The 22084-nt window shown below is 75.4% G+C and carries 21 protein-coding genes; 4 read left to right on the top strand and 17 right to left on the bottom strand.

All coding sequences use genetic code 11. The features are described 5' to 3' along the window. From ACTMTB_RS04370 to ACTMTB_RS04335, 8 genes are all read right to left on the bottom strand, one after another. Window positions 1-3621 carry an SCO7613 C-terminal domain-containing membrane protein gene (locus ACTMTB_RS04370; RefSeq protein ID WP_441142532.1) on the bottom strand — a complete coding sequence of 1207 codons (3621 nt, stop codon included), beginning with the start codon at window positions 3619-3621 and terminating at the stop codon, window positions 1-3. 79 nt (window positions 3622-3700) lie between these two features. Next, entirely contained in the window at window positions 3701-4156 is a 456-nt protein-coding gene (locus ACTMTB_RS04365) for a pyridoxamine 5'-phosphate oxidase family protein (RefSeq protein ID WP_441142530.1), read from the bottom strand. A gap of 116 nt (window positions 4157-4272) precedes the next feature. After that, window positions 4273-4899: a glyoxalase gene (locus ACTMTB_RS04360; protein ID WP_441142528.1), complete on the bottom strand. Its 627-nt coding sequence runs from the start codon at window positions 4897-4899 to the stop codon at window positions 4273-4275. Between the two features lie 5 nt (window positions 4900-4904). Continuing rightward, window positions 4905-5369 carry a helix-turn-helix transcriptional regulator gene (locus ACTMTB_RS04355; protein ID WP_441142652.1) on the bottom strand — a complete coding sequence of 155 codons (465 nt, stop codon included), beginning with the start codon at window positions 5367-5369 and terminating at the stop codon, window positions 4905-4907. An 82-nt stretch (window positions 5370-5451) separates the two neighbouring features. Beyond that, on the bottom strand, window positions 5452-5862 hold the full coding sequence (locus tag ACTMTB_RS04350) for a VOC family protein (RefSeq protein WP_441142526.1): 411 nt from the start codon (window positions 5860-5862) through the stop codon (window positions 5452-5454). Between the two features lie 79 nt (window positions 5863-5941). After that, window positions 5942-6262, bottom strand: a complete 321-nt coding sequence (cutA, locus tag ACTMTB_RS04345; RefSeq protein WP_357999527.1) for a divalent-cation tolerance protein CutA — start codon at window positions 6260-6262, stop codon at window positions 5942-5944. A 47-nt stretch (window positions 6263-6309) separates the two neighbouring features. Further along, on the bottom strand, window positions 6310-7332 hold the full coding sequence (locus ACTMTB_RS04340; RefSeq protein ID WP_441142524.1) for a 1-acyl-sn-glycerol-3-phosphate acyltransferase: 1023 nt from the start codon (window positions 7330-7332) through the stop codon (window positions 6310-6312). Next, on the bottom strand, window positions 7332-8165 hold the full coding sequence (locus ACTMTB_RS04335) for a patatin-like phospholipase family protein (RefSeq protein ID WP_441142522.1): 834 nt from the start codon (window positions 8163-8165) through the stop codon (window positions 7332-7334). The genes ACTMTB_RS04340 and ACTMTB_RS04335 overlap by 1 nt, the downstream gene beginning before the upstream one ends. 192 nt (window positions 8166-8357) lie before the next feature. On the opposite strand from ACTMTB_RS04335, the gene ACTMTB_RS04330 reads away from it, so the two are divergent. Next, the gene (locus ACTMTB_RS04330) at window positions 8358-9833 is read left to right on the top strand and encodes a protein kinase domain-containing protein (protein ID WP_441142520.1); all 1476 of its coding nucleotides are present in this window, start codon (window positions 8358-8360) and stop codon (window positions 9831-9833) included. A gap of 37 nt (window positions 9834-9870) precedes the next feature. On the opposite strand, the gene ACTMTB_RS04325 is transcribed toward ACTMTB_RS04330, so the two are convergent. The 9 genes from ACTMTB_RS04325 to ACTMTB_RS04285 form a co-directional block, all read right to left on the bottom strand. Further along, on the bottom strand, window positions 9871-10926 hold the full coding sequence (locus ACTMTB_RS04325) for a glycosyltransferase family 4 protein (protein ID WP_441142650.1): 1056 nt from the start codon (window positions 10924-10926) through the stop codon (window positions 9871-9873). 151 nt (window positions 10927-11077) lie between these two features. Then, window positions 11078-11749, bottom strand: a complete 672-nt coding sequence (locus ACTMTB_RS04320) for a BON domain-containing protein (protein ID WP_441142518.1) — start codon at window positions 11747-11749, stop codon at window positions 11078-11080. 187 nt (window positions 11750-11936) lie between these two features. Continuing rightward, a complete protein-coding gene (locus tag ACTMTB_RS04315; RefSeq protein WP_441142517.1) occupies window positions 11937-13556 on the bottom strand; it encodes a trypsin-like peptidase domain-containing protein in 1620 nt (539 codons plus the stop codon). Between the two features lie 62 nt (window positions 13557-13618). After that, window positions 13619-15175, bottom strand: a complete 1557-nt coding sequence (locus tag ACTMTB_RS04310; RefSeq protein ID WP_441142516.1) for a sensor histidine kinase — start codon at window positions 15173-15175, stop codon at window positions 13619-13621. Further along, the gene (locus tag ACTMTB_RS04305) at window positions 15172-15873 is read right to left on the bottom strand and encodes a response regulator transcription factor (protein ID WP_154942204.1); all 702 of its coding nucleotides are present in this window, start codon (window positions 15871-15873) and stop codon (window positions 15172-15174) included. Before ACTMTB_RS04305 ends, ACTMTB_RS04310 begins: the two co-directional genes overlap by 4 nt. A gap of 68 nt (window positions 15874-15941) precedes the next feature. Continuing rightward, window positions 15942-16544 (bottom strand): PadR family transcriptional regulator, encoded by a 603-nt coding sequence (locus ACTMTB_RS04300; RefSeq protein WP_441142515.1) that lies wholly within the window; start codon window positions 16542-16544, stop codon window positions 15942-15944. After that, window positions 16541-17377: a DUF4097 family beta strand repeat-containing protein gene (locus tag ACTMTB_RS04295; protein ID WP_441142514.1), complete on the bottom strand. Its 837-nt coding sequence runs from the start codon at window positions 17375-17377 to the stop codon at window positions 16541-16543. The genes ACTMTB_RS04300 and ACTMTB_RS04295 overlap by 4 nt, the downstream gene beginning before the upstream one ends. A gap of 101 nt (window positions 17378-17478) precedes the next feature. Beyond that, window positions 17479-18414: a lysophospholipid acyltransferase family protein gene (locus ACTMTB_RS04290; protein ID WP_441142513.1), complete on the bottom strand. Its 936-nt coding sequence runs from the start codon at window positions 18412-18414 to the stop codon at window positions 17479-17481. Further along, window positions 18411-19190: a GNAT family N-acetyltransferase gene (locus ACTMTB_RS04285; RefSeq protein ID WP_441142512.1), complete on the bottom strand. Its 780-nt coding sequence runs from the start codon at window positions 19188-19190 to the stop codon at window positions 18411-18413. The genes ACTMTB_RS04290 and ACTMTB_RS04285 overlap by 4 nt, the downstream gene beginning before the upstream one ends. 180 nt (window positions 19191-19370) lie before the next feature. Here ACTMTB_RS04285 and ACTMTB_RS04280 point away from each other — a divergent pair, with 180 nt between their 5' ends. The 3 genes from ACTMTB_RS04280 (at window position 19371) to ACTMTB_RS04270 (ending at window position 21962) form a co-directional block, all read left to right on the top strand. Continuing rightward, the gene (locus ACTMTB_RS04280) at window positions 19371-20042 is read left to right on the top strand and encodes a hypothetical protein (protein WP_441142511.1); all 672 of its coding nucleotides are present in this window, start codon (window positions 19371-19373) and stop codon (window positions 20040-20042) included. Between the two features lie 151 nt (window positions 20043-20193). Next, entirely contained in the window at window positions 20194-21132 is a 939-nt protein-coding gene (locus ACTMTB_RS04275) for an ATP-binding cassette domain-containing protein (RefSeq protein WP_441142510.1), read from the top strand. After that, window positions 21129-21962, top strand: coding sequence for an ABC transporter permease subunit (locus tag ACTMTB_RS04270; RefSeq protein ID WP_280835925.1), 834 nt, complete (start codon window positions 21129-21131; stop codon window positions 21960-21962). The genes ACTMTB_RS04275 and ACTMTB_RS04270 overlap by 4 nt, the downstream gene beginning before the upstream one ends. The last annotated feature ends 122 nt before the right edge of the window (window positions 21963-22084 follow it).

The following is a 22084-nucleotide window of genomic DNA, read 5'->3' as shown; positions in this document are numbered from 1 at the left end:
TCAGCCCATTCGGCCGACGGCCGCGCGCAGCCGGGTCAGGTCACGGCGCCGCCGCTCGTAGGTGGCGGCGAGGGCGATCAACGCGAGCCCGCCGACGGCCAGGAAGATCCACCGGGGCAGCAGGTCCCAGCCGCGGACCAGCTCGTGCAGGGCCAGCAGGGTCAGCGTGGTCCCCCCGAGCACCACCGGCGCCTGCCAGCGCCGGGTGGCCCCGGCGAGCACCACGGCCAGCGCGGCGACCCCGAGCAGCAGCCGTCGCCAGGGTTGGGGCTCGGGGGCGACCAGCACCGACACCAGGCCGGGCAGCAGCCCGGCGGCCAGCCCGGGACCGAGCGCCAGCCAGCTGGTCAACCCCGGCCGGGTACGCAGCGCGACCACCCCGGCGACCAGCGCCAGCCCCGCCGCCGGCAGGGTGTACGCCTCCAGCAGCACCACCCCGCCGGCGGCGAGCAGCAGCCAGGCGCCGAGCAGTTCGCTGCCGCCGGCGATGCCCGCGAAGGCCCACCGCCGGTCGGCGGACTCGCCGCGACGCAGCACCCGCGGCGCCACCGCCGCGCCCCAGAGCACACAGACCGCCGCCGCGTGGCGCGGGGCGGACGCGGTGAGCAGGAGCGCCACCAGCGCCACGGCCTGGGCCGCGCCCTCGGACGCCCGTCCGGTCACCGGCGTGCGCCGGGCCAGCGGCGGCGCGGCGTACAGCACCGCCACCGCCACCGCGAGCACCGCGAAGCCGGCGGCCCGCAGCGGCAGCCCCGCGGCCAGCGAGGCAGTCACCGCGAAGCCGGTGGCCGCGGCGACCGCCACCAGGAAGCCGAGCAGCCGCACCTCGGCCCGCCGCCCGGCGACGCCGGCCACCGCCGCCGCCACGACCAGCAGCGCCAGGCCGGCGAGGGTGCCGGCCCGGGTGGCGAGCAGCCCGGTCAGCCCGGCCACGGTCCAGAGCGCCCCCACCGGCACCGCGACCGCGCCCAGCAGGGGGCCCGGGCGCCGCAGCGCGGCGGCCAGCAGGGCGGCCAGCCCGGTGAGCAGCGCCACCGCCGGCACCACCGGCCAGGGCACGCCGGCCGCCGCCAGCAGCACCGGCAGCGCGGCGGCGGCGAAGGGCAGTGCCAGCAGGGCCGGGACGGCCGCGCCGCCCCCGGTCCGCCGGCCGACCAGCGCGGCGGCGACCGCCAGCACCAGCAGGGCCGCGCCACCGGCCCACCCGCCGGGCAGCGGCCCGGTCGCGGGTACGCCCGACCAGGGCTCGACCGGCCCGTCGTACGGGGACAGCAACGCCGTCACGGCCACCGGGGCGGCGGCGAGCGCCGCGACCACGGCCAGCGCGGCGGCCACCACCCGACCGACGGCCGACGCCGGGGTGGCCCGGTCGACGACCACCAGCAGCAGCGCGGCGAGCGCGGCGTAGAGCGGGACCGGTTCGGCGGCCGGTACGACCACCGGCGCCAGCCCGAGCACGCCGAGCGCCACGGCGGCGGCGGTCGAGGCGTACCCGTCGAGGTCGGGCCAGTGGCGGCGGACCGCGCCGAGGGCGAGCAGCGGGACCACGGCGGCGGCGAAGCCGGCCCGCAGCTGCCACCAGGGGGCCGAGCCGGCGGCGAGGAGCGCGACGACCGTCCCCGCCGGCACGGCGAGCAGCGCCACGGCCAGCCCGCCTCCGGCGACGGCGCGCTGCGCCGGGGTCCCCCGGCGGGCGAGGGCCGCCACCGCCAGCCCGGCGGGCAGCAGCACCCCGAGCGTCACCAGCATGCCGCCCGGCGCGGCCAGGGCCACCAGCAGACCGTGCCCGAGCAGCGCCGCGCCGGCCAGCGACCCGACCACCACGGTCGGGGTGCGGCGAGCCGGCCGGACGACGGCCAGCAGGAGTGCCACCCCGACGACGAGATCGACGGCGAGCGCCGCCGGCCACGGCGTGGCGGCCACCGCCGGCAGGGCGGACGCGGTCAGCGCGACACCGACCAGCCCGGTCACCGGGCGGGCGCCCCGGGGCAGCAGCAGGCCGATCGCGGCGGCCGTCAGCGCGACGGCGACCGGAAGCTGCCAGCCCCAGCCGACCGCCGGGCCGGCCGCCGCGCCCCGCCACCCGGGCAGCGACCGGGCCACCGCGCCACCGGCGACCAGCAGGGTGGCCAGGACACCCACCTGGGCCAGCGCGCCGGCGACGAGCAGGGCGCCGACCCGGGGGCCGGAGCGCAGCCGCGCCGGGGCCACCCGGGCCGCCCCGGCCAGGGCGGCGGTCACCAGGGCGGCCGCCACCAGCAGCACCCCGGGGCGCAGCTCGGCCACCGGGCGGAGCAGCGCGGCGGCCAGCAGCGGCACCAGCAGCGCCGCCGCGACCTGACGGAACAACCGGCCGCCGGCGGTCCACGCCGCGCCGAGCAGGACCAGCCCCACCAGCAGCAGCGGCGCCCCGGCCAGCAGCGGCCGGCCGGCGGCCCGGCCCCAGGCCAGCGGCACCAGCGCGCAGCCGGCGGCGAGCGCCGTCGCGCCACCGAAGCCGAGCCAGGCGAGCACCTGTCCGGCCCGCACGACGGCCGGGACGCGCGGCCCGGCGACCGGTCCCCCACCGGCCGCCGGCCCCCCGATCCGCGCCCCCGGCCCAGCGGCCGGCGTCCCCCCGCCGACCACCGCCGGCCCCCCACCGGCCCCCGCCGACGCCGGCTGGCCGGTGGCCGTGTCCTGGTCCGCCCCACCAGCGGTGGCCGCACCGGGCGGAACCGGAGCGGCGGCCGGGGACGGCACCGGACCGGGCTCGGAACGCCCGGCCGGCGCCGCGGAGCGGCGACGCAGCGCGACCACCACCACGAGGTCGAGCAACGCCACCCCGAGCAGGACCAGGGCCCACCCGGCGGCATCGGGGCGGGCCGCCACCGCCGCCAGCGGCAGCACCGGCTGCGCGACGAGGAGCGCCGCGAACCAGGGCACGGTCAACCGGCTGAGCCGGGCGTACCCGGCGGCGATGGCCGCGCCGGCCCCCCCGACCAGCGCGGCGTACCGGGTGCCCGGCCAGTCGGCCACGCCGAACAGGTCCACCGCCCAGGCGGCGTACCCGTCGAGGACCACCAGCAGCAGCCCCACCGCGGCGAAGGTCTCCGCGGTGCCCCGCAGCCCGCGCCGCGCCGCGACCAGCGGCGCGGCCAGAGCCAGCACGGTGAACGCGGCCAGGATCGCGGCCCGCCCGGCGACCCCGACGGCGGCCCAGGCCACGGCGGTGAAGACCACCGCCGCGGTGCCGAGCAGCAGCCCGCCGAGGACGAACAGCAGCCCCTGCACCGTCCGGGTGGAGGTCTCCGGCCGTCCCGGCGGCGGCGGGACCGGGGCGGGTCGGACCCGGACCGGCGGTACCGGGGGCAACGGACCGGCCGGCACCGGCCGGGCGACCTCCGCGCGGACCCGGGCCGCCAGCTCCGCCCGCCGGCGCTGCGCCGCGAGCAGCCGACCGGCGAGCCCCTGGTACGCCTCGCGGGCCCGCTCCACCTCCTGACCGAGCGCCCGGATCTCCGCGTCCAGCCGGATCACCTCGGCGGCGGGCGGGTACGGCGGGCGGCCGCAGCCGGAGCAGCCGCGGACGAGATCGGCGGGCGCGCCGCAGCCGGGGCAGGGGTAGCCGGTGTTCTCCACCCGGCCATCCTCGCGGCCGGGCGGGGGCGCGCCCAGAGTGCGCGTACCTAGGTGTACCGGTGCGGTTTCCCTGCGACGGTCAGCCGAGCCAGCGGCCGTCGCGCATGAGGACCCGTCCCCGCATCTCGTTCACCTCGCGCCAGGCCTGGATGCGTCGCGGCCGGATCCGGAAGTACTGGTAGGGCTCGTCGAGTTCGCGCGGGTCGAAACCGGTCCTGGCCGCGAACGCGTCGCCCGCCTGCTGGCCGAGGTCGGCGATGGCCACCGGCTCGGCGGTGCCGTCGACGATCACGACGTCGCGCGTCGGCCCGAGGCTGAGCCGCACCCGGCCGTCCGCCAGCAGGTTGCGGCCGGTGACCGAGGCGCGCGACGTCGAGATGACGAACGCGGTCCCGTCCCAGAGGTACGAGAGCGGAATGAGGTGGACGCCGCCCGGGGAGCCCGACGTCGCGACCCAGAGATCGACCTCGCTATCCAGTTTCGCGCGGGTGTCCCGCAGCCTCTCCTCAAGCCCACGCGGCGGCGCGCCCGTCATGCTTCCCCCAGTCACTTCGTGGCGAGCCCTTCCTTCAGGGAATGGGCTCCGGCGGTCATCGGTCGGTTCACCCGGCGGCCGTCTCGTGATCGGCCGCCGGACAGGGCACGCAGCCGTCAGGGCGTGGGTGCCAGCGAGACGGCCTCCCAGGCGAACCCGTCCGGGTCGGTGAACGGCCCGGCAGGGCCGCCGATCATGAGCCGGTGCGATCCGGTGCCGTCGGGAGCGACGCCGACGTCCTTGGCAAGGGCACGGCGCCGGTACAGCGCCAGCTTGACGGGACTCGACCCGGCAGCGAACTCGACGTACATGCGGCTGAAGCTCTTCGCCACGGCAAGGCCGCGCTCGACGTAGAACCGCTTGCTCGCGGCCACGTCCGCGACCCCCAGCAGGAGCACGATCTCGTCGATCTGCCGGGTCGCCGGGCCGGTGTCCTTCTTCGCCGAGGTCGCGACCTTCCAGATCGTCCCGTCCGGGGCCTGTACGACACCGCCGTAGCCCCAGAGCGACTTCGCGGCCGGCTTCAGCGACGTGGCGCCGGCGTCCAGGGCAGCGCCGATGAAGCCGTCGACGGTGGCCCGCTGGGACACCGTGAGGGCCAGCATGAACCCACGGAAGCCGGTCGTCGGTGCCGCCGAGGCCCGCAGGCGGATCTGCGTGTCCAACCCGAAGGCGGCGGTGTAGAAGCGCTGGGCGGCCGTGGGGTCGGCCACTTCGAGGGTGACGGATTCGATGTTTGCCATGGTCGTCACGCTAGGTGCGGCTCGGCGACCGGCGCTTCTCGATTCCTGACCGGTCTGGTCAAGTGTTTCGCCACACACGGCGGCATCCCCGCCGCAGCGCCCGTCGCACGACGCCGGTAGGCGCTGGGCGGCATGCCGACCAGCTCGGTGAAGCGGGTGCTGAAGGTGCCCAGCGACGAGCAGCCGACCGCGAAGCAGACCTCGGTGACGCTCAGGTCGCCACGGCGCAGCAGCGCCATGGCGCGCTCGATGCGCCGCGTCATCAGATAGGAGTACGGCGACTCGCCGTAGGCCTGCCGGAACTGGCGGCTGAGGTGACCGGCCGACATGTTCGCGCCGCGGGCGAGCGCCTCGACGTCCAGCGGCCGCGCGTACTCCCGGTCGATCCGGTCGCGGACCCGGCGCAGCCGCGCGAGGTCATTCAGGCGCTGCGCCTCCGCGAGTGCGCGCCCCCATGAGGGGTGGCACATGGGAGTACTCCTTTCATCGATGCCCGCGAGCACCCCGGGTCGCCTGCCGAGCAGGCGGCCGGGTGCTCGACGACCGGAGGGCTCAGCGAAGCTCCTGGATGCGAACCAGGTTGCCCGCGGGATCGCGGAAGGCGCAGTCGCGGATGCCGTACGGCTGCTCGATCGGCTCCTGGACGACCTCGGCGTCGCCGGCCTGCAGCTTCTCGAACGTGCCGTCGAGGTCGTGGGTGGCCAGCAGGATCCAGCCGTAGGTGCCTTTGGCCATCATCTCGGCGATGGTGCGGCGCTCGTCCTCGGTGACCCCGGGGTCGGCGGCCGGCGGCGCCAGGAGGATGGACGTGTCGGGCTGGCCGACGGGGCCGACGGTGATCCACCGCATCTTGCCCTGTCCGACGTCGTTGCGGACCTCGAAGCCGAGGACGTCGCGGTAGAAGGCCAGGGAGGCGTCCGGGTCGACGTGCGGCAGGAAGCTGGTGTGAATGGTGATGTCCATGACGATCACGTTAGGCGCGGCACCAGGACCACACTTCTCGATTCCTGATCGATCCGGCCATTTGCTCGGCCAGGTACACCTAGGTACGCGTGTTCTCCTGCACCCAGGCGGCGTACGCCGGCTCCCCGCACTCCACCCGGGACACCAGGATCTCCGGCACCTCGTACGGGTGGGCGGCGCGGATCCGGTCGACCAGCGCGACCACCCGGTCGGGGGCGGTCTTGAACTGCACCGACCACTCGGTGCCGGTCTCGACGGCGGACCGCCACCAGTACGTGCTGTCGACCTGGCCGCCCACCTGCGCGCAGGCCGCCAGCCGCCCGGCGACCGCCTCGGCCGCGAGCGCGTCCGCGACCGGGCGCGCGTCCACCACCGTCGTGACCACGCAGATCTGTTCCATCAGCGCACCCTACGCGGCGTCGCCACAGGCGGCCCCGACCCGCGCGGTCAGCCGGTGGACACGCCGTCGCGGTTGGCGGCGATCCAGGTGTCGATCCGGGCCCACCAGTCGAAGAGCCAGTCGATGCGCTCCTGCCGGTCGGTCGGCACCTCCTCCGGCGGCACCGACCAGAAGCGCATCACGATCCGCTTGTCCATCGGCAGCTCCCGCCAGACGTCGGCCACGGTGAGCATCCGGTCCAGCCCGGTGTGCGCCACGAAGATCACCCCGGCGTCCGGGGCGGCGTCCAGCGCGGCGAGCAGTCCGCCGGGCTGAGGTGCCAGCACGTGCCGCATCCGCTCGGCGCGCGACGCCATCCGCTCCAGCCCGAGCGCGCGAAGCCGGGCGATGGCCCGCAGCCGGCGGCCGGGCGTGAAGTTGCCGCCCTCCGGAAAGATCACGAACGCGTCGTCGTCGTCGAGGTCGGTGGCGAGCTGGCCGATCTGCCGGACCGCCGAGTCACGGCCGTCCGGACCGGGCGCGATGAACCGGTTGGGCAGCCGGTTGAGCAGCACGTCGATCGCCGGGTCCCACTGGAGGCTCTCCTTGAGCACGATCCGCGGCTCGCGGTGGAACCAGTTGACCAGCGCGTGGATCAGGATGAACGAGTCGCCCGGTCCGGCGTGCCGGCAGAGCACCAGCTCCGGGCGGCCGGGCAGGGCCGTGTCCGGGTCGGTGCCGACCACGTCGATACTCAACCGCAGCGTCCAGCGGGCCTGCCAGAAGAGCACCCGCAGGAAGCGGCCGGCGAGCGCGTAGTGCGCGCGCTGGAAGGCCGGCGAACGCTTGCGCAGCCCGAACCCGGACGCCAGCCACAGCAGGAAGAGCGCGGCCAGCGCCGCCGCGTCCCAGACCAGGTAGACGGAGCCGATCCAGAGCAGGCGCAGCGGCCGCAGCCGGCCGGGCACGAAGGGCGACAGCGCCAGGCCGAGCAGCGCCCAGACCGGCACCGTGGTGACCACCGCCAGCGCGAGCAGCACCACGCCGGGGGCCAGCAGCATCCGGCGTACCCACCGGGGTGGCAGCGGCATCAGCGGTCCAGTTGGGTGGCCAGGTAGTGCCGGGAGGCGGTGTAGGCCCGGCTGATCCGCCGCCCCACCGCCGCCATGTCCCGGTAGGCCCACGGGCTGTCGTCCCGGGGATTCAGCCCACCGGTGGGCAGCACGTGCACCTCCACCCCGTCGGGCAGCGCCGCCATCTCCCGGGCGAACCGGTGCCGCCGGGCGATCTCGAACGCGACCTGGGCGATCTCCCAGGGCCGCCGGGGCGGCGTCAGCTCCCGTTCGATCCGACCCACCTGGAGTACGAAGATCTGCCGCGCGCCCAGCGCGACCGCCTCGCCGATCGGGATGGAGTTGACGATCCCCCCGTCGACGTAGTGCTGGTCGTCGATCCGGGCCGGTGGCAGCAGCCCCGGCACGGAGGCCGAGGCGAGCACGGCCGGCACCAGCGGACCGCTGTCGAACCAGTGCTCGGCGGCCCGCTCGATGTTCGCCGCGCAGCAGCGGAACGGCACCTTCAGGTCGGCGAAGGTGGTCTCGGCGCCCAGTTCGGACTCCAGCAGCTTGCGCAGCGGCCGGGGCGAGTGCAGGTGGGTACGCGCGGCGAACCGGCGCAGCTGGCGGGCGACCGAGTCGCCGTACACCTCGCTCGCCTCCGGCGAGGCCCAGAGCCGGACCAGCCGGTCGGTGACCGCCTCGGACGGGTCGGCGGCGACCAGCGCGCCGTTGACCGCCCCGATGGAGGTGCCGAGCACCACGTCCGGGCGGATCCGGGCGCGGAACAACGCGCGCAGCATGCCCACCTCGACCGCGCCGAGCACTCCCCCGCCGCCGAGCACGAACGCCACCGGACCCCCAGCCATGTCGTTCATCCTGGCACGTGCCCGCCGCCCGACCGGGTCCAGCCGCTGGTCACCCGGGTGCGGCCGGGCCCAGGTGGCGGCGTGCGAGCCGTCCACGACGGAGGGTGACCGCCAATCCGGACGACCGTTGACACGGCGGACACATTCCCGCAACCTGATACCGCCCCCACCCCCAGGCAGGTGCGATCACTGATGGCAGCGCTGCACGCCGGCAGGTTGCTGGCCCGCCGGTACCGGCTCGTCGACCAGATCGGGGCCGGTGGCATGTCGGTGATCTGGCGGGCCCGCGACGAGGTGCTCGACCGGATCGTCGCGGTCAAGGTGCTCGCCCCCTCCCTGGCCACGGACGCCCGCTTCCGGGACATGGTCCGCGAGGAGGCCCGCTCCGCCGCCCAGCTGGTCCACCCGCACGTGACCTCGGTGCACGACTACGGCGAGACGCTCGCCCCGGACGGCTCGATCACCTCGTTCGTGGTGATGGAACTGCTCACCGGGGAGGAGCTGGAGCACCGGCTCACCGAGGGGCCGCTGCCCTGGGCCGAGGCGGTCGAGGTGGGTGCCCAGGTCGCCGAGGCCCTCGCGGCCGCGCACCGGCTCGGCATCGTGCACCGGGACATCACCCCGTCCAACGTGATGATGACCCGGGTCGGCGCGAAGGTGCTGGACTTCGGCATCGCCACCCACGTCGGCGCCCCGGACGAGGACGAGGACGGCGGCACCTTCGGCACCCCCGCGTACGTCGCGCCGGAGCGGCTGGACGGAGCGCCGGCCCAGCCGGCCACCGACGTCTACTCCCTCGGCGTGCTGCTCTACGAGACGCTGACCGGCCAGGTGCCGTACCCGGCGGACACCTGGGAGCAGCTCGGCGAGGCGCTGGCCGCCGACGAACCGCCCACCCTGGACGGTGTGCCGGGGCTGCCGCCGGCGGTCGCCCGTACCTGTCTGCGCTGCCTGGCCCGCGACCCGCGCGACCGGCCCACCGCGCACCAGGTGGCCGCGGCGCTGCGCGACCAGCTGCTGCCCGGCGACCCGCAGGCGGCCACGATGCTCGCGCCGACCGTGACCCTGCCCGCGCTGCCCGGCCAGGCAACCGGGCAGGCAGCCGGGCAGGCGGAACCGGCCGGGCGATCCGCGCAGGCCGGAGGGCCGCTGCGGCGACGGCGGCCGCTGCTGGTGGTGGCCGCGCTGGTGGTGGTGACCACGGCCGCCGCGCTGCTCGCCCCGACCCTGGTGCCGGAGTCGACGCCGCCGCCGGACGCCCGGCGGACCGGCGCCCCGGCGGTGCAGCCGACGATCCCGCCCGCCGAACCGTCCACATTCCCACCCGAGTCGACCGCGGCGGCGACCAGCGCGCCGCCGTCCCGACCGCGACCCGCCCCGGACGGCGGGCAGGGCGCCGGTGGGCTCACCGAGGCCGCCGAGCGGCTGCGCCGACTCATCGACGACGGGGTGCGCAGCGGCGACGTCCGCGCCGACGTCGGCACCGACCTGCGCAACGTGCTGGCCAACCTGACCCGGTCGGCCGCCGACGGGCGGTCCGACCTGGCCGAGCCGGTGGCGCTGCTGCGCGAGAAGGTCACCCACCGCGTCGACGAGGGCGGCATCACCCCGGCGTACGCGCGCCGCCTCGACGCGGCCATCGTGGACCTCGGCACCAGCCGGGTCTGACCTCCGGTCGGGGCTGCGCCGGTCCCGCTGCCCGTGGTCAGCGGGTGGCGACCGGCGTCGGCTCCCGGGCCGGCGCGGCGGCGCCGAAGGCGAGCCGCCGGTACACCGCCTCGTAGCCCTCCGCCATCCCGTCGGTGGAGAAGCTCCGGGCCACGTGCGCGACGGAGGCCTGCGGGTCCAGCCGGTCCGCCGCGCGCAGCGCCGCCGGCAGCTCCTCGGCGTGGTCCCGGATCAGCCCGGTGACCCCGTCCACCACCAGCTCCGGTACGGCGCCGCGCCGCAGCGCCACGACCGGCGTACCGGTCGCCATCGCCTCCACCATCACGATGCCGAACGGCTCGTCCCACTGGATCGGCATGATCAGGCAGCGCGCGTCCACCATCAGCCGCATGGTCGCCTCCCGGTCGGCGTTGAACACCACGGTGACGTCCTCGTCCAGCAGCGGCTCGACGACCTCGGCGAAGTAGCGCCGCTCGGCGGGCTCGTTGCACTTGCCGGCCAGGGTCAGCGGCAGGCCGGCCGCCCGGCAGGCGCGGATCGCGAGGTCCGGGCCCTTGTCCGGACTGAACCGGGCCAGCCAGAGCACCGGGCCCCGGCCGGGGCCCTGCTTGTGCGGGAACTCCCGCACGTCCATCGCGTTGTGCACGGTCCCCACCCAGGGCAGGCCCGGGTTCAGCCGGCGCTGCGCGTGCGAGATGGCGACCAGCCCCACGTCCCGGTCGACGTCGCTGAGCACGGTGCCGTACTCGCCGACGGGGTTGCCGTGCACGGTGGCCACGGTCGGCACCGCCCGCCGGCCGGCGACCAGCGGGCCGATCGTGGTGTGGTCGTGAATCACGTCGAAGTCGGCCGCGGTGACCAGATGCCTCACCCGGGCCAGGTGGGCCAGCTCCGGCAGCGCCTCGCCCAGCCTTTCGTACTGGAGGTCCTCGACGGTGGAGACGAAGTCGGCGGCGGTGCCGTTGTGCCGGCCCGCGCCGAACAGGGTCACCGCGTGGCCGCGCTCGACCAGGCGGTCCACCAGCCCGTGCACCACCTGCTCCAGCCCGCCGTACCCGGGCGGCGGCACCGACAGCCACGGTGGGACCACCATCGCGATCCGCAGCGGCCCTCCCGGCGGGCTCTCCGACGGACGGTGGGTCACGGCCACAGGTCCTCCCCGTTGCTTCCCGGTGAGCGGGATCGGCGGCGATTTCCCCACCCCGGCTGCGCTAAACGGACATTCGTCGGACGCGACGGGCGGCTCACCCGGTGACGACGAGACGGTCGTCGACGGCCCGCACGCCCGGTGCCGACCAGGCGACCCGCTCCGCCTCGTCCCGCTCCCACCAGGAGCGGACGGTGCCGCCCAGGACGACGGTGTCGCCGGCCAGCTCCACGGTGATCGCCTCGGTGCCGGTCCGGCGGCGCAACGCCCGGCGCAGGTCCAGGGCGGTCTGCTCGGCGCTGGGCGGGGCCGGCGGCACCACCTCGACCAGGTTGGTCACCCCGCGTACGCCCCGCAGCCGGCGCAGCTCCTGCTCGGCGGTACGCCGCTGGTAGCCGAACTCCACCTCGCCGCGCAGCATCAGCCAGCCGTCGGAGACCGTCACGTCCAGCCGCTCGGCGGGCACGAAGCTGTCCCACTCCAGCGCCCGTACGGCGGCGAGGGCGAGTTCGCCGTCGTCCTGGCCGTCCAGGCCGGGCAGGCGTACCTCGATGTCGTCGGCGACCGCACGCACGCCTCGTACCCGGTGCGCGCAGCGCTGCGCCGCCCACTTGCGGGCGTAGCTGTCCACCCGGCCGGTCAGGGTGACCACGCCGTCGGCGACGCTCACCCCGATCTCGTGCGGCTGGGCCTGCGGGTCCCAGGCCAGTTCGTCGAGCACGTCGCGCTGGATGTGCGAATCGGTGCGGGTGGCCGCTGCCGTCGTCATGGCGTCCCCTCCCGTGCGGTCGGCTCCTGGCGAGGATGCCGACTCCTCGGGTGAGGCCGGCTCACCCTGGCGGGGTGAACCGGCACCGGACCGGCGTCGGGGGGCGGGGTGCGAAAAAAGGCGACGGGTGACGGAGCCAACCCCCTTGGCCCCGCCACCCGCCGCCCCGGAGGAGGCAGGTCTGGTGTTATGACGTCTCGGCGAGCGTCACGGTTGCCTTCGCCTCCGCACCATTTCGCTTGTAGGTCACCTCGACCCGGTCGCCGACCTTGCCGGCCTGCACGGCGCCGACCAGGTCGTTGGAGTCGTTGACCACCTTGTCGCCGAACCTGGTGATCACGTCGCCCCGCTGGATGCCGGCCTTCTCGGCGGCGCTGCCCGGCACGACGGCGGCGACCAGCGCCCCGCCGTCCTCGGCGGCGTTGACGCTCACCCCGAGGGACGGGTGGCTGACCTTCTCGCCGCGCTGGAGCTTCTCGGCGACGTCCTTGGCCTTGTTGCTGGGGATCGCGAAGCCGACCCCGATGTTGCCGCTGCTGCCCTGTCCGGCGGTGGCGATCGCGGTGTTGATGCCGATCACCTCGCCCCGGGTGTTGACCAGCGCGCCGCCGGAGTTGCCGGGGTTGATCGGTGCGTCGGTCTGGAGCAGCCCGGAGATCGAGCTGGCGCCCTGCTGCGGGTTCTGCTGCCCGTTCTCGCCGGCCTGGATGGTCCGGTCCCGGGCGCTGAGGATGCCGGCGGTGACCGAGCCCTGCAGGCCCAGCGGGCTGCCCAGGGCGAGCACCTGGTCGCCGACCTGCATCCCGTCGCTGTCGCCGAACTTCGCGGCCTTCAGGTCGCTGACGCCGCTGGCCTTGACCACGGCGAGGTCGGTCTTCGGGTCGGTACCGACGATCTTGGCCTGGGCGGTCTTGCCGTCGGCGAAGACCACCCGGACCGTGTCGCCGGAGGCGGAGGCGACCACGTGGTTGTTGGTCAACACGAAGCCGTCCGCGCTCAGGATCACGCCGGAGCCCTCGCCGTTGCCCGTGATGATGGAGACCACGCTGTCCTGCACGGCGGCGGCGATCTTCGGCAGGTCGGCGCTGTTGATCACCGGCGCTGCCGAGTAGGTGCGGGTGATGCCGCCGGAGTCGCCGTCGACCGCGAGAGCGAGCGCGCCGCCGGCCACGCCGGAGCCGAGCATCAGGGCGAAGACCGCCACGCCGGCGCCGACGAACTTGGCCACCTTCGAGGGGCGCGGGCCGGCGGCCCACGGCGGCACCGGCTGCCCGCCGTGCTGCGGCGGGACCGGCCCACCGGGCCCCTGCGCACCCGGGTAGCCCGCCGGCCAGCCGGACTGCTGCCCGGGCTGCCCGGGCTGGTAGCCGGCGGCCGGGTACTGACCGGCGGACGGATACGGCTGGTAGCCGGGTCGGTAGGCCTGGTCGCCACCGTGCGCCCCGCCCGGGTACGGCGCGGCGGAGACCTGACCCGCCTGCTGGTACCCGGCCGACGGGTACCCGGCACCGGGAGTCTGGCCGGCGTACGGCGCGGCGGAGGTCTGCCCGGCACCCGGGTACGGGCCGGCGGAGGTCTGGCCGGCGTACGGGGCGGCCGAGGTCTGGGCGTCCGGCGTGGTGGCGGCGCTCGGCTGGGTGCCGGCCGGCTCCCCCGCGGTGCCGGCGGCGTCGCCCGGGGCGGCCGGGCGAGGTTCGGTGGAGTCGGACTGCCCACGCTCGACGGGGGACAGCTCGGCGGTGGGGTGCGACGGCTCCGCGTCGGGGGCGGCCGGCCGCCGCTGCGGGTCGGTCTCGAACTCGGTCATGACTCCACTTTCTCCCGTCGCACTGGCACCAGCCTGGAACCCGCCTGAATGTTTTCTGAAAGTCACTCGATCTCGCCGTCGGCGTCCGGCAGCAGCGGCAGCCGGACCCGGAAGGTCGCCCCGCCGCCCGGGGTCTCGGCGACCTGCACGGTGCCGTGGTGGGCGGCGACCAGGGCGGCGACGATGGCCAGCCCCAGCCCGGTGCTGGTGATCCCGCTCGCCCGGCGGGTCCGGGCCGCGTCGGCACGGTAGAAGCGCTCGAACACCCGCTCGGCCTGCTCCGGGGTGAGGCCCGGACCGGTGTCGGCCACCTCGACCACGGCCAGGTTCCCCGGCTCGGCGCGCAGGCGCAGGGTCACCGACGCCTCGGGCGGGGTGTGGGTGAGCGCGTTGGTCATCAGGTTGCCGATCACCTGCCGCAACCGGGCGTCGTCGCCGTGCACCACCAGCGGGCCCGAGCCGGGCTCGATCTCCAGCTCGATCCGCCGGTCGGGGGCGACCACCCGCGCGGCCTGCACGGCGTCGGAGGCGAGCACCGGCAGCTCGATCGGGGCCAGCGAGAGCGGCCGTTCCCGGTCCAGCCGGGCCAGCAGCAGCAGGTCCTCCACCAGCAGCCCCATCCGGGCCGCCTCGTCCTCGATGCGGCGCAGCAGGTCGGCGGTCTGCTCGGGCGCGCGGGCCGCGCCCTGCCGGTACAACTCGGCGAAGCCCCGGATGGTGGTCAGCGGGGTACGCAGCTCGTGCGAGGCGTCCGCGACGAACTGCCGCATCCGCTCCTCCGAGCGGCGGGCCCGCGCCTCGGAGATCTGCGCGGCGTGTGCCGCGTCCCGGGCGCCGGCCTCGGCCGAGCGGGCGGCGGTCTCCGACGCGGCCCGGGCGGTGAAGGCGGCCTCGATCTGGGCCAGCATCGCGTTCAGGGCGCGGGAGAGCCGGCCCAGCTCGGAGGTCGCGCACTCCTGCCCCTCCTCCGGGTCGGGCACCCGTCTGGTGAGGTCGCCACCGGCGATCGCGGCGGCGGTGCGCTCGATCTCCACCAGCGGCTTGAGGCTGGTCCGCACGATCGCCGCGCCGATCGAGGCGAGCAGGATCAGCACCGCCCCGCCGACCAGGAGGTCTATCCAGACCAGCCGCTTGACGGCCAGGTCGACGTCGGTCAGGTGCTGGCCGAGCGCCAGGACGCGGCCGTTCCCCAGGTCGGTGTAGAGCATCCGCCACCGGGTCTTGCCGTCCTGGGACCGGACGGTGAAGGGTGCGCCCACCTGGTCGGCGAAGCCCTGCACGTCGGACGGCAGCGGCGGCAGCTCCTCCGCACCCAGGCCGGAGTAGCGGGAGGCGGGCCGAACCCCCAGCTCCGGAGAGGCCTGCGCGGCGACGTAGTCAGTGGGGAGACCGACCAGGATCTGGCCGCCCCGGGCCTGGTCGAGCGCGTCGGCCACCTCCATGCTGTCGCCCCGGAGCTGCTCGTCGACCTGGCTGATCAGGTAGTCGCGCAGGAAGTACGTGGTCAGTGAACTGATCACGACCAGCGCCATGGCGACCAGCGTGAGCACCGACGCGACCAGCTTGATCCGCAACGGGACGCTGCGGAGTCGACCCTTCGCGTCGTGCAGGACGCTCACGCTGTCGGCTTGCGCAGCACGTAGCCCACCCCGCGCAGGGTGTGGATCAGCCGGGGCTGGGTGTTGTCCACCTTGCGGCGCAGGTACGAGATGTAGGACTCGACGATGTTGTCGTCGCCCCGGAAGTCGTAGTTCCAGACGTGATCGAGGATCTGCGCCTTGCTGAGCACCCGGTTGGCGTTGAGCATCAGGTAGCGAAGCAGCTTGAACTCGGTCGGCGAGAGCTGCACCCGCTGGCCGGCCCGGTGCACCTCGTGGGTCTCCTCGTCCAGCTCCAGGTCGGCGAAGGTGAGCCGGGAGGGGGCGTGCTCGCCGGTGGCCGTACGCCGCAGCACCGCGCGGATCCGGGCGGTCAGCTCCTCCAGGCTGAACGGCTTGGTGACGTAGTCGTCGCCGCCCAGGGTGAGCCCACGGATCTTGTCGTCGGTGGCGTCCCGCGCCGTCAGGAACACCACCGGGGTGCGGGTGCCGCCCTCGCGGAGCATCCGGATGACCTCGAAGCCGTCCAGGTCGGGCAGCATCACGTCGAGGACCACGAGGTCGGGACGGTGGTCCTTCGCGGTGCTCAACGCCGCGCTGCCGCTGGTGGCGGTGGCCACGTCGAAGCCGGCGAAGCGCAGGCTGGCGGAGAGCAGTTCGAGGATGTTGGGATCGTCCTCGACGACGAGCAGTCGCGCCTCGGTCTGGGTAGCGGCCATGCCCGCCATCATCCGCGACGCGGCTGCGCCGGCGCTGGACGCTTCCTGAAAAGACCCTGTGAGCCGCGTCAGCGCAGCAGCCGGCGGAGCCCGTCGAGCGCCCCGTCGAGGACCCGGATCGCCGTACGCAACTGGTTGTCGGAGAGTCGGTGCGCCCGGACCAGCCCGCCGACCTCCATGGTGAAGGCGGCCAGCCGCTGGTCGAACTCCGTCAGCAGCGGTGAGGCGGCGGGGGCGGGAGCCGGCGGCGGCACCGGCCGGTCCCAGCGGGCCTGCCGGGTCTGCCGGGCCGCCTCGCGCAGCTCGCGCTTGAGGCCCCGGACCGAGCCGCGAACCTCGGTCTGGATCTCCCCGGCGAGGGTGGAGAGGTCCTGCACCGAGGCGGTGATGTCGGCCTCCAGGGTGGCCAGCTCGGCGGCGCGCTGCCGCAGCTCCGCCCGGCCGGCCTCGGTGATCTCGTAGACCTTTCGGCCGCCGGCCGCGGTGTGGGTGACCAGCCCCTCCACCTCCAGCCGCTGCAGGCGGGGATAGATCGTGCCGGCGCTCGGGGCGTACAGGCCGAGGAAGCGGTCCTCCAGCAGCCGGATCAGCTCGTAGCCGTGCTTCGGGCCGTCGTCGAGCAGCTTGAGCAGGTAGAGCCGGAGCCGCCCGTGACTGAACACGGCGGTCACGGCAGCTCCTCCCGGTCGTCGTCCACCGGACGGGCGAGCAGTGCGATGCTGCCCGACGTCGCGGAGGCCCAGAGTTTACCCTCGCCCGCCCCGAGGACTCCCTCGCTGTCGCGCACCGCGGCCAGCCCCCGGCTGGCCAGCACCTGCGGAAAGCCGCTGGTGATGCGACCGGAGGCGGTGTGCAGCCGGACGGCGAGGTCGCTGTCCTCCCGGACCCGGACGGTGATGCTGCCGGAGATGGTGCTGAGCCGGATCTCGCTGCGGCGGGGGTTGTCGAAGTCGCAGGTGATCGCGCCGGAGACGGTGTGCGCGCGGACCTGGCCCGGCGCGCTGTCGGCCAGGATGACCTCGCCGGAGACGGTCTCCAGGGTGACCTCGCCGGCCACCCCGAGCGCCTCCACCGGACCGGAGACGATCTTCGCGGCGGTGGCGCCGCGCAGCCCCATCAGGGTGATCTGGCCGGAGGTCACGTCGGCCCGGGTCCGCCCGCGCAGCCCGGAGGCGACCAGCGCGCCGTCGATCAGTTTGAGGGTGGCCGCCACGGGGGCGGGGACCGCGACGGAGACGTCGACCCGGGGCCAGCGGGCCAGTGGGCCGACCCACCGGAACACCTCCGACCAGCGGAACTTCCGCTCCTGGACGATGCTGAGCCGGCCGTCGCGGTGCTCGACGTGGATCGGCCGGCCCTCGCCGCCGGCCTGGGTGATGTCGACCCGGGCCGGGCCGTCGGTGGCGACCACGTTGAGCCGGCCGCTGATCAGCCGCACGTCGAGCTCGGTGACCGGGTCGTCCAGGGTGAAGCGTCGCGGCTGCTCGACCGTCCAGCGGGTCATGGCATCCTCCCCTCGATGCGCACGGCCGGCGGCCCACGCTCGGGAGGAGCGTAACGCGATACATCGCGATAGGACAAGACACGTCGCGAGTCGGGTACGCGTCAGGCCGCCAGGTCCAGCCTCCGTGCGGTCGCCGGCGCGGGGGTCGGGACGACCGCCCCGACGGGACCGCCGGCGGCCGGCGCGGTCACCGGCCGGAGCGTGACGGGCCGGGCCGGCACCAGGTGGACCGCCGACTCGGCGGCCCGGGCCAGCGCCCGCCGGTCCGCGTCCGGGGCCGGGTGCAGGGCCGCGGCGACCCGGACGGTGACCACCAGGTCGCGGGCGGCGAGCACCCGGCGTACCGACCGCCAGAGGGTGTCGTCGCCGAGGAAGGCGGCCGCCGTGGTGGCCTCGCCGGTCGCGGCGCAGCGGTAGCCGACGCGCAACGGCACCACCGGTGCCCCGGCGTCGATCGCCGCCTGGAACACGGCCGGCCGGAACCCCCGCCCCGGCCGGCAGTCGCCGGCGGTCAGGGTGCCGCACCAGGTCGTACCCTCCGGGAAGACCGCGACCGGGTCACCGGCCCGCAGCGCCCCGGCGATCCGGGCGACGGTCGCCGGCAGCTCGCGGGGCCGGGCCCGGTCGACGAAGAGCGCGCCGCCCGCGCGGGCCAGCACCCCGACCAGCGGCCAGGCCCGGACCTCCCGCTTGGCCAGCATCCGGGCCGGCGTGATGGCCAGCACCGCCAGCACGTCCAGCCAGGAGACGTGGTTGGCGACCAGCAGCGCGCGCCGGCGCGGCGGCCGGCCCCGCACCTCCAGCCGCACCCCGAGGGCGCGCGCCGTCGCCCGCGCCCAGTTGCGCAGCGCGGTCGCGCGCGACGCCGCCGGCAGCACCGGCAGCAGGCCGGCCAGGCCGGCCCCCACCAGCAGCATCCCGAGTACGCCCAGCAGCCGGGCCACCCGCCGGGCGGCCGGCACGGCGGGCACCTGGCCCGACACCGGCAGGCAGTCCGGACCGCAGCCGGAGGTGGGCCGCCACAGCTCGGCGCTCACTCCTGCGCCCCGCCGAGGAAGTGCCGCAGGTAGCGCGGGTTCATCCGGTCCAGGGAGAAGAGCACGTAGAAGTCGGCCACCCCGAAGTCCGGGTCGTACGCCGGCTCCCCGGCGACCCAGGCGCCCAGCCGGAGGTAGCCGCGCAGCAGCGGCGGGATCAGCGCCTGCCCGGCGGCGCCGCCCTCGGCGGTGTCCAGCGGGACCGCCCCCGGCTCGGCGAACCAGGGCCGCAGCGGACGGACCCGCAGCAGCGGCGGGGCCAGGTGCCGGGCGCGGGCCCGGGCCCACACCTCGGCGGCGGCCCGGCCCCCGTCGCCGACCGGCACCGAGGCGCAGCCGCCCAGCCAGCGGGAGCCGCGCAGGTGCAGGTAGCGGGTGATGCCCGCCCACATCAGGTTGATCACGGCGCCCGAGCGGTGGTCGGGGTGGACGCAGGAGCGGCCGGCCTCCACCAGGACGTCGCGCAGCGGGTCCAGGGAGGTCAGGTCGAACTCGCTCTCGGCGTACCGGCGGTCGGTGCGTCCCGGCGGCAGCAACCGGTACGTGCCGACCACCGCGCCGGTGCGCTCCTCGCGCACGATCAGGTGGTCGCAGTGGGTGTCGAGGTCGTCGACGTCCAGCCCGGCCCCGCCCGGGCGCAGGGTCGCGCCCAGCTCGGTGGCGAAGACCTCGTGGCGCAGGCGTTGCGCGGCCGCGACCTGGGTGGGGTCGTCGGCGATCAGCAGGGTGTATCCGCTGGTCGTCAGGGGTGCGCCAGCGGCGTGCAGAACGGCCATGGGACCTGTGTAGGTGTCCGGGGTTGCCGGCCGCCCCGGCGAAGGATGTCGATCCGGTGAACGGCGGTCGGCGGTCCGCCCCGAATCGCCGACCCGGGCTACCTGACCTTCCGCCGGGTCGGCGTGGCAGGCTGCCCGGGCGGACCCGGCGGCGGCGCCGGGCACGACGGAGGTGCGTCGATGATCATCGAGTCCCGGTTCAACGGGCCGCCCGGATCGGGCAACGGCGGGTGGAGCGCCGGGGTCTTCGCCGAGGCGTACGGGGGCGACCGGCCGGTCGAGGTGACGCTGCGCCGCCCGCCCCCGCTGGAGACCCCGCTGACCCTGGCTGACGGCGACGTCCTCGACCCGGACGGGCAGCTCGTCGCCCAGGTCCACCCGACCGACGACCCGCCCGCGGCGGTCGCCCCGGTCGACCCGGCGACGGCGGCGGCCGCCTCGGCCGCGTACCCCGGCCTGCGGGACCACCCCTTCCCCGGCTGCTACGTCTGCGGCCCGGACCGCCCGGACGGGCTGCGGATCTTCCCGGGACGGCTGCCGGACGGCCGCACCGCCGCGCCGTTCCGCACGCCCGACCGGGTGGTGCCCGCCACGGTCTGGGCGGCGCTGGACTGCCCGGGCGGCTGGGCGGTCATCGCCCCGGGCCGGCCGTACGTCCTCGGCCGGGTCGCCGCGGTCGTCGACGCGCTGCCCCGGCCCGGCGACGAGTGCGTGGTGACCGGCGAGCTGGTCAGCGGTGAGGGGCGCAAGGCGGTCGTCCGCACCAGCCTGTACGGCCCGACCGGCGCGCTGCTCGGCCGGGCCCGGGCCACCTGGATCGCGCTGCCCCCGGAACCCGCCTCTCGTCCCTGAGGACGACCGCCTCCTGCGTGAGGTGGAGCCCGGACTACGGACCGCGCCCGATTGACCGGGTTGCGCGCCCTTGCCAGGCTGTGCCCCGGCGCTCTCCGCAACGGCGCCGCACACCGCGGCGCGTGACGCGCCGCCGCACGGGAGGAGCACGATGTCCGACGGGCAGTGGAGCCCCAGCACCGGGACCGGCCAGATCGTGGTGTCCGGACTGACGAAGCACTACAAGAACGTCCGGGCGGTGGACAACCTGTCCTTCACCGTCGAACCGGGGCGGGTGACCGGCTTCCTCGGCCCGAACGGCGCCGGCAAGACCACCACGCTGCGCATGCTGCTGAACCTGGTCACCCCGACCAGCGGCGACGCCACCGTGGACGGGGTCCGCTACGCCGACCTGACCGACCCGCTGCGGCACGTGGGCGCGGTGCTGGAGGCGTCCAGCGCGCACAAGGGCCGTACGGGCCTGAACCACCTCCGGGTGATCTGCGCCGCGGCCGGGCTGCCCCGGCAGCGCGCCGACGAGGCGCTGGCCCTGGTCGGGTTGACCCCGGCCGCCCGGCGCAAGTTCAAGGGCTACTCGCTGGGCATGAAGCAGCGGCTCGGCATCGCCGCCGCGATGCTCGGTGACCCGCGGGTGCTGATCCTGGACGAGCCGGCCAACGGGCTGGACCCGGAGGGCATCCGGTGGATGCGCGGGTTCCTCAAGAGCCTGGCCCAGGAGGGCCGCACGGTGCTGGTCTCCAGCCACCTGCTCTCCGAGATGCAGCTGCTCGCCGACGACGTGGTGATCATCGCCGCCGGCCAGCTGATCCGGCAGGGGCCGGTCGAGCAGGTGATCGGCTCGATGGCCCAGGGCGTGCGGGTGCGGGTACGCACCCCGCAGGCCGAGGAGCTCGTCGCCGCGCTGAAGGCGCAGTCGGCCACCGTCACCCCGGACGAGCACGGCGTCCTGCTGGTGGACGGGGCGGACGCCCCGACCGTCGGCCGGGTCGCCCTGGCCGCCGGGGTGGAACTGCACGAACTCACCACGGAACGACCCGACCTGGAACGGGTCTTCCTGGAGCTGACGGCCGGGAAGGCGGGCATTCGATGAACCTGGTCCGAGCCGAACTGCTCAAGATCCGTACGACCAACACGTGGTGGCTGTTCGGCCTCGGCGCGCTGGTCACCCTGGCCCTGGCGTTCCTGGTCAACGCGGTCAACGCGAACCTCAGCCTCAGCGGCCCGCAGGACGTGGAGGGCCTGCCGCGGGAGCAGGCCGAGCAGGTCCTGGCCTCGGCCGACGAGGTCTACCAGGCGGCGAACCTGTTCACCTCGGGGCAGTACTTCGGGCTGCTCTTCGTGCTGCTGCTCGGCATCATCGTGGTGACGAACGAGTTCTACCACCAGACCGCGACGACCACCTTCCTCACCACCCCGCACCGGACGGTGGTGGTCACCGCCAAGCTGGTCGCGGCGGCGCTGATCGGCGCGCTCTTCTGGCTGGTCACCACCGTGCTGACCGTGCCGGCGACGCTGATCTTCTTCGCGGCCAAGGGGTGGGACGCGCACCTGGGCGACTGGGACATCACCCGCGCGATCCTGCTCAACCTGCTGGCGTACGTGCTCTGGGGCGTCTTCGGCGTCGGCTTCGGCGTGCTGATCCGCAGCCAGATCGGGGCGACCATCACCGCCGTGGTGCTCTACCTGGTCGGCACGACGGCGGCGAACCTGATCTTCTTCCTGCTCCAGCAGTGGCTGGAGCAGGACTGGATCGGCAAGCTGGCGGTGATCGTGCCGTCCACCGCGTCCTCGCTGATGATCAGCGGCACCGAACTGCCGGGCAGCCCGCCGCAGTGGGTGGGCGCGGTGGTCCTGATCGCGTACGCCGTGGTGACCTCGGCGGCCGGCAGCCTCATCATGCGGCGCCGCGACATCGCCTGAGTCGGACCCGGGCGACGGCCCCGGTCGGTGGCGGTGACGTCACCGACCGGGGCCGTCGCGTCTATCAGGAGTCGGCGCGACACGCAGGGTTTGGCGAACTTCTGGCATCTTCTGTGAAACGG

It is taken from the genome of Micromonospora sp. L32 (assembly GCF_052068055.1).
GTDB classification, from domain to species: Bacteria; Actinomycetota; Actinomycetes; order Mycobacteriales; family Micromonosporaceae; genus Micromonospora; species Micromonospora purpureochromogenes.
Note: the sequence above shows the minus strand (reverse complement) of the source record. Positions and strands in the feature narration are given on the sequence as shown.

Coding starts and splice junctions, on each gene's coding strand:
- ACTMTB_RS04280 (WP_441142511.1), top strand. CDS start 19,371: ATGATCATCGAGTCCCGGTTCAACGGGCCGCCCGGATCGGGCAACGGC.
- ACTMTB_RS04305 (WP_154942204.1), bottom strand. CDS start 15,873: ATGGCCGCTACCCAGACCGAGGCGCGACTGCTCGTCGTCGAGGACGAT.
- ACTMTB_RS04330 (WP_441142520.1), top strand. CDS start 8,358: ATGGCAGCGCTGCACGCCGGCAGGTTGCTGGCCCGCCGGTACCGGCTC.
- ACTMTB_RS04335 (WP_441142522.1), bottom strand. CDS start 8,165: ATGGCTGGGGGTCCGGTGGCGTTCGTGCTCGGCGGCGGGGGAGTGCTC.
- ACTMTB_RS04315 (WP_441142517.1), bottom strand. CDS start 13,556: ATGACCGAGTTCGAGACCGACCCGCAGCGGCGGCCGGCCGCCCCCGAC.
- ACTMTB_RS04275 (WP_441142510.1), top strand. CDS start 20,194: ATGTCCGACGGGCAGTGGAGCCCCAGCACCGGGACCGGCCAGATCGTG.
- ACTMTB_RS04365 (WP_441142530.1), bottom strand. CDS start 4,156: ATGACGGGCGCGCCGCCGCGTGGGCTTGAGGAGAGGCTGCGGGACACC.
- ACTMTB_RS04325 (WP_441142650.1), bottom strand. CDS start 10,926: ATGGTGGTCCCACCGTGGCTGTCGGTGCCGCCGCCCGGGTACGGCGGG.
- ACTMTB_RS04350 (WP_441142526.1), bottom strand. CDS start 5,862: ATGGACATCACCATTCACACCAGCTTCCTGCCGCACGTCGACCCGGAC.
- ACTMTB_RS04270 (WP_280835925.1), top strand. CDS start 21,129: ATGAACCTGGTCCGAGCCGAACTGCTCAAGATCCGTACGACCAACACG.
- ACTMTB_RS04340 (WP_441142524.1), bottom strand. CDS start 7,332: ATGCCGCTGCCACCCCGGTGGGTACGCCGGATGCTGCTGGCCCCCGGC.
- ACTMTB_RS04360 (WP_441142528.1), bottom strand. CDS start 4,899: ATGGCAAACATCGAATCCGTCACCCTCGAAGTGGCCGACCCCACGGCC.
- ACTMTB_RS04320 (WP_441142518.1), bottom strand. CDS start 11,749: ATGACGACGGCAGCGGCCACCCGCACCGATTCGCACATCCAGCGCGAC.
- ACTMTB_RS04295 (WP_441142514.1), bottom strand. CDS start 17,377: ATGACCCGCTGGACGGTCGAGCAGCCGCGACGCTTCACCCTGGACGAC.
- cutA (WP_357999527.1), bottom strand. CDS start 6,262: ATGGAACAGATCTGCGTGGTCACGACGGTGGTGGACGCGCGCCCGGTC.
- ACTMTB_RS04355 (WP_441142652.1), bottom strand. CDS start 5,369: ATGTGCCACCCCTCATGGGGGCGCGCACTCGCGGAGGCGCAGCGCCTG.
- ACTMTB_RS04285 (WP_441142512.1), bottom strand. CDS start 19,190: ATGGCCGTTCTGCACGCCGCTGGCGCACCCCTGACGACCAGCGGATAC.